We start from the raw sequence: 3,987 nt of genomic DNA, 5'->3' as shown, positions 1-3,987 counted from the left end.
CGAGCAGGCTTTGCAACAGCTCGACGCCAATCTCGCTGTTGTCTTCGGCCAGGTCGGAGGCGTTCTCCAGCAAATTCAGAAAGCGGCGCCCGTCACCATCGGCGGCGCTCATCAGAATCTTGAAACCTTCGTCGCTGAGACTCAGCTGGCGCTTGCCCAAGCCCTTGTCTTCGCTCAAGGCGCGCTGCAACAGCTTGCGCATGGCCGCTTCGTCCAGGCTTTTGAGCACATAAACCCGCGCCCGCGAGAGCAAGGCGTTATTGAGTTCGAACGAAGGATTTTCGGTGGTGGCGCCGATAAAAATCAGCGTGCCGTCTTCGACATAGGGCAAAAACGCGTCCTGCTGCGACTTGTTGAAGCGGTGCACTTCGTCGACGAACAGGAGGGTGCGCTTGCCGTATTGCCCGGCCTGCTGCTTGGCAACCTCAACGGCCTGGCGAATCTCTTTGACCCCTGCCAGTACCGCGGAGACCGTTTCGAAGTGCGCATCCGAGACTTTCGCCAACAGCCGCGCCAGGGTGGTTTTACCCACGCCCGGCGGCCCCCAGAAAATCATCGAGTGCAGCGCACCCTGCTCCAGGGCTTCGCGCAAAGGCTTGCCGCGAGCGAGCAGGTGTTCTTGCCCGACGTACTCATCCAGGTTGGTCGAACGCAAGCGCGCGGCCAACGGTTGAGCAATCGGGTCACTTCGAAACAAATCCATGGGCAGCGTTTGAAACCTCTGGGCAGTTTATTCCTGGATCACGTCGGCACCCTTGGGGATGACGAACTTGAACTTGGATGCATCCACAACGCCGTTGGCCTTGACCCCGGAGAACAGGATGTCGGTGCGCTGGCCGACGCTGTCGATCAAGCGCATGTTGTTGATCACACCGTTGCCGAACGACAGTTGCAGGCTGTCGAACAGCGTGTCCTTGGACTTAGGCTTGAGGGTGAACTCGATCACGTTGCTGGTTTGCTTGGAGGTGATGTCGAAGCTGTCGTTGATTTTCGACACATCACCCGACAACAACAGCGCCGGGGTCTGGTTCAGGCGCGGATCAAGCTTCTTGATGGTCGCCTGTTCCAGGTCCGGGTCCCACAGCGTGACTTTCTGGCCGTCGGAAACGATGGTCTGTTCGGCCTTGCCTTCCGTGTGCCAATAGAACAGCCCCGGGCGCTGCACGGCCATTTCACCTTCAGTTTGCTGCAACTGGGTGCCGCCGGCATCCAGGGTCAACTGGGAGAAGCGCGCCGTCAGGGTTTGGGATTTGTCCAACAGGTTCTTCAGGCTGGCGACGGAAGCCGGATCAGCGTGAGCCGAAACAGCGGTCAGGGCCAGTGCCGGCAACAACAGCATGCGGATAAGACGCATGGGAGTCCTCATTGAGTCGTTAGGGCGTGCCGCGTGCTGCCACGCGGCGCGGAATCAGTCACGCATCTGCCCGGGGGCGATGACTTCGCGCGAACCGTTAGTATTCATGGCGGTGACGACGCCAGCATTTTCCATGGATTCGATCATGCGGGCGGCGCGGTTGTAGCCAATTTTCAGTTTGCGCTGCACGGCTGAGATCGAGGCGCGGCGGCTTTCCAGTACAAATGCCACGGCTTCGTCATAGAGCGCATCGGTTTCGGCGTCATCGTCGCCACCGCTGCCGCCGTCGAAGCCGCTGCCGGCCTCTTCAACGCCCGCGAGGATGTCGTCGTTGTACTCGGGCGCGCCACGCAGTTTCCAGGCTTCCACCACGCGGTGTACTTCATCGTCGGAAACGAAAGCGCCGTGAACACGGATCGGCAGGCTGGTGCCGGGCGGCATGTAAAGCATGTCACCGTGGCCGAGCAGTTGTTCGGCGCCGCCCTGGTCGATGATGGTCCGCGAGTCGATCTTGCTCGACACCTGGAACGCCATGCGCGTTGGAATGTTGGCCTTGATCAGACCGGTGATCACATCCACCGAAGGGCGCTGTGTGGCGAGGATCAAGTGGATACCGGCAGCACGCGCCTTTTGCGCAATACGTGCGATCAGTTCTTCGACCTTCTTGCCGACGATCATCATCATGTCGGCGAATTCGTCGACCACCACCACGATAGTCGGCAGCTTGGTCAGCAACGGTGCTTCATCGTGAATGCTTTCGCGCTTGTACAGCGGGTCGGTCAGCGGCGTGCCGGCGTCCTGGGCTTCCTTGACCTTGGCGTTGAAGCCCGACAGGTTCCGTACGCCCATCTTCGCCATCAGCTTGTAGCGCCGCTCCATCTCGGCCACGCTCCAGCGCAGGGCGTTGGCGGCGTCCTTCATGTCGGTCACCACCGGGCACAGCAGGTGCGGAATGCCCTCGTAGATCGACAGCTCAAGCATTTTCGGGTCGATCATGATCAGCTTGGCGTCATCCGGGCCGGACTTGAACAGGATCGACAGGATCATCGCGTTCACACCCACCGACTTACCGGAACCGGTGGTACCGGCCACCAGCAAATGCGGCATTTTTGCCAGGTCTGTGATCACCGGCTTGCCGCCGATATCGTGACCCAGGGCCAGGGTGACAGGCGACTTGAAGTTGTCGTATTCGGGCGTCGACAGCACTTCGGAGAAGCGCACGATCTGGCGGTCTTCGTTGGGAATCTCGATACCCACGGTGGTCTTGCCAGGGATGACTTCCACCACGCGCACGCTGGTCACGGCCAGGGAGCGCGCCAGGTCTTTGGCCAGGTTGGAAATACGGCTGACCTTGACGCCGGCAGCCGGCTGGATCTCGTAACGGGTAATCACCGGGCCGGGATGGATCGAATCCACCGTAACTTCGACCCCGAATTCCTTGAGTTTTATTTCCAGCAGGTGGCCGACGGCCGCCAGGGATTCCGGGGAATAGTTGAGTTTTTTCTTTTCGGCCGGGTCGAGGATCGAGATCGGCGGCAAGGTGCCTTCGACAGCGCTGTCGACAAACAACGGCGCCTGTTTCTCTTTCTGCACGCGGGCACTCGGCTCGGGCGCCTTGGGCGGCGCGGGGGCGATTACAGGCGGCACCTGCTTCTCGCGGTCCGACATGTGCTTGCTCAGGGCCTGTTCGCGTTCGATCAGGCGTTCCTTGACCTTGGCCTGCTCGCGCCGGTCCGGCGTGCTCGGGGCCACCACCTCGTTGACCCGGGTGTCGACTTCGCGCAGTTGCGCCACCATACGCTTGCGATCGACGCGCGCCGACCACCAGCGGTTCGCGGCGCCCTGGAACAGCTCCAGCAGGTCGAGGGTGATCTTGCCGGTCACGTCCATCACCTTGAACCACGACAGGTCGGTGAACACGGTGAGGCCGAACAGGAACAATGCGATAAACATCAGCGTGCTGCCCTGGATGTTCAGGGTCCTGCGCGCCAAGTCGCCCAGGCTCTCACCCAGTGCGCCGCCTGCGCCCGCCGGCAGGCCGGTGGGTGCGTGGAAATGAATGTGGGCCAGGGCCGCGCCGGAGAGCACGAGGAACACCAGGCCGATCAGACGCCAGGAGAACAGCCAGCCGCTCCACTGCCATGGCTCATGACGCTGGCGGAAGATCTGCCAGGTCTTGATCGCGAGCAGCAACGGGAAGATGTAGGCGAAGTAACCCAGCACCATGAACAGGATGTCGGCGCTGTAGGAACCGGCCGGGCCGCCGAAGTTCTGCACGTCTTCGATCTTGCTGTTGTGGCTCCATCCCGGGTCGTCCTTGCCATAGGTGAGCAAGGCCATCATCAGGAACAGGCACAGTGCGCCGATAGCGATCAGCGCACCTTCCTTGAGGCGGTAATGCAGGTGCTGGCGCCAGGCCGGCACGACTGCTGCTTTAGGTGTTGCGGCGGATTTCTTCAAAACGGGTCTATTCCTGCGCCTTTAGCGCGTCCATCTGTTGAATGACTGCAAAATACTGCCCAATCCGGGCAGCTGAAAAATGAACGAGCGTCGTTGAATCTACTTTTAACACTGGGCGGTGGATCGGTGAAATGGCGATAACGCCACAATGGCCGCATTGTACGGGTTTGCGT

General features: G+C 60.8%; 3 protein-coding genes. All 3 read right to left on the bottom strand.

Going from position 1 to position 3,987, the window contains the following annotated elements; translation table 11 throughout:
• Positions 1 to 703: AAA family ATPase (locus tag WBB95_RS07465; RefSeq protein ID WP_424486983.1), on the bottom strand; the 703-nt coding region annotated here is incomplete at its 3' end.
• A 27-nt stretch (positions 704 to 730) separates the two neighbouring features.
• Positions 731 to 1,354, bottom strand: a complete 624-nt coding sequence (lolA, locus tag WBB95_RS07460; RefSeq protein ID WP_424486982.1) for an outer membrane lipoprotein chaperone LolA — start codon at positions 1,352 to 1,354, stop codon at positions 731 to 733.
• Positions 1,355 to 1,408: 54 nt separating this feature from the next.
• Positions 1,409 to 3,814 (bottom strand): DNA translocase FtsK, encoded by a 2,406-nt coding sequence (locus WBB95_RS07455; protein WP_424486981.1) that lies wholly within the window; start codon positions 3,812 to 3,814, stop codon positions 1,409 to 1,411.
• Between the last annotated feature and the right edge of the window lie 173 nt (positions 3,815 to 3,987).

This window comes from Pseudomonas sp., from assembly GCF_049645325.1.
Taxonomy (GTDB): Bacteria; Pseudomonadota; Gammaproteobacteria; order Pseudomonadales; family Pseudomonadaceae; genus Aquipseudomonas.
This window is presented reverse-complemented; position numbering and strand designations above follow the sequence as displayed.

Excerpts from the sequence above, each read along its gene's own strand:
- lolA (WP_424486982.1), bottom strand. The coding sequence starts at position 1,354 with ATGCGTCTTATCCGCATGCTGTTGTTGCCGGCACTGGCCCTGACCGCT.